General features: G+C 73.8%; 2 protein-coding genes. One reads left to right on the top strand and one right to left on the bottom strand.

Features of this window, described 5'->3' with window-relative positions:
* Positions 1 to 479: 479 nt before the first annotated feature.
* Positions 480 to 1,625, bottom strand: coding sequence for an ATP-binding protein (locus SSOG_RS25415; RefSeq protein WP_009717114.1), 1,146 nt, complete (start codon positions 1,623 to 1,625; stop codon positions 480 to 482).
* A 147-nt stretch (positions 1,626 to 1,772) separates the two neighbouring features.
* Here SSOG_RS25415 and SSOG_RS48920 point away from each other — a divergent pair.
* A partial coding sequence (locus tag SSOG_RS48920) for an SWIM zinc finger family protein (RefSeq protein WP_039938672.1) occupies positions 1,773 to 2,049 on the top strand: 277 nt, incomplete at its 3' end.

Here is a 2,049-nt window from a genome sequence, read left to right as displayed (position 1 = left end):
GACAGCCCCGGAAGCCCCAACGGTCTCGGGGACTCCTGCGGCACTGGCAACCTTGGTGGCCCCGATGGCCCCAGCGACCCCGGGGGCACCGGCGGCTCCCCCTGCCGTCACCCAGCCCTCCGCGTTGGGCTCGCCGGGCCCCTGAGTCAGCCGGGCACCAGGCACACCCGCTGCCTCGGCTTTCCCCACTGCCGCCTCCGGGCACGCCCCGGTGGCCCCGGCGGTTCCGGGTGCTCCCGCGGCACCGGAGACTCCTGCGGCACCGTGCCCCTCGGCGGCACCGGCGGCTCCCCCTGCCGCCGCCCAGTCCTCCGCTGCGGGCTCATCGGAGCGCTGGGCCACCCAGGCACCGGGCGCACCCGCTGCCCCGGCATTCCCCGTGGCCGTGTCCGGGCGCGCCCCGGTCCGTCCCGCGTCAGCCACCGGGGCGGCATGCGGGGCGGGCCCGGCGCCGTCCGCCGGCATCGGCTTCGCTGCCCTCACGCGCTCACCTCTCGGCACGCGCGGTAGAAGTCCTTCCAGCCGTCGCGCTCGCGGACGACCGCCTCCAGGTACTCCTGCCAGATGACGCGGTCGGCGGCCGGGTCGCGGACGACCGCGCCCAGGATGCCCGCGGCCATGTCATCGGCCCTCAGCACGCCGTCGCCGAAGTGGGCGGCGAGCGCCAGACCGCTCGTCACCACGGAGATGGCCTCCGCCGTCGACAGGGTGCCGGAGGGCGACTTGAGCTTCGTACGGCCGTCACCGGTCACCCCTTCGCGCAGTTCGCGGAAGACCGTGACGACGCGACGGATCTCGTCCACGCCTTCCGGGGCCTCGGGGAGGTCCAGCGAGCGGCCGATCTGGGCGACGCGGCGGGCGACGATGTCGACCTCGTCCTCCGGGGTCGCGGGCAGCGGCAGCACCACCGTGTTGAAGCGGCGGCGCAGCGCGCTGGACAGCTCGTTGACCCCGCGGTCGCGGTCGTTGGCGGTGGCGATGAGGTTGAAGCCGTGGACCGCCTGGACCTCCTCCCCCAGCTCGGGGATCGGCAGGGTCTTCTCGGACAGGACGGTGATCAGGGTGTCCTGCACATCGGCCGGGATGCGCGTCAGCTCCTCCACGCGCGCGGTCATGCCGTCCGCCATGGCCCGCATCACGGGGCTCGGGACGAGCGCGTCACGGCTCGGGCCCTGGGCGAGGAGCCGGGCGTAGTCCCAGCCGTAGCGGATGGCTTCCTCGGGCGTCCCGGCCGTGCCCTGGACCAGCAGCGTCGAATCGCCGCTGACCGCCGCCGCCAGATGCTCCGAGACCCAGGTCTTGGCCGTGCCGGGGACGCCGAGCAGCAGCAGGGCGCGGTCGGTGGCGAGGGTGGTGACGGCGACCTCGACGATCCGGCGCGGGCCCACGTACTTGGGCGTGATCACGGTGCCGTCCGGCAACGTCCCGCCGAGCAGATACGTGGCGACGGCCCACGGCGACAGCCGCCAACGGGCCGGGCGTGGGCGGTCGTCGGCGGCGGCCAGGGCGCTCAGCTCATCGGCGAAGGCGTCCTCGGCATGCGGGCGGAGGACCTCGACGGCCTCGCCGGGCTCGACGGCTTCGGTGATTTCAGGTGAATTGGTTCCGGACACAGTGACGGTCACAGCTCCCCCACGGCTCGTTGCTCGTTCCGCTCCCAGACGCGTAATTCACTGTGCACCACCCCACTGACAACCGCCCCGGCAACCTGCCCACGTCAACGAACCGGCAGGTCAGGGTGATTGTCAGTGGGTGGGCGTACGGTCGCAGACATGAATCCGCAGGGGGAACGCTGGACGGCGGAACAGGTGCTGGCCCTGGCTCCTGACGCCGCGTCACACAAGGCGGGCGGCAAGCTCGCGGGGGCCGCCTCGTGGTCCGGCACGGGTGCGCGGGGCCAGGCGGTCTGGGGGCTGTGCGCGGGCAGCGGCGGCGAGCCGTACCGGACGGTGATCGACCTGCACGGCCCCGCGTATCGGTGCAGTTGCCCGAGCCGGAAGTTCCCGTGCAAGCACGCGCTCGGGCTGCTGCTTCTGTGGGGGGCCGGCG

Origin of the sequence: Streptomyces himastatinicus ATCC 53653 (assembly GCF_000158915.1) — a bacterium.
Taxonomy (GTDB): Bacteria; Actinomycetota; Actinomycetes; order Streptomycetales; family Streptomycetaceae; genus Streptomyces; species Streptomyces himastatinicus.
The sequence above is the reverse complement of the archived record's forward strand: the minus strand, read 5'-3'. Positions and strand labels throughout refer to the sequence as shown.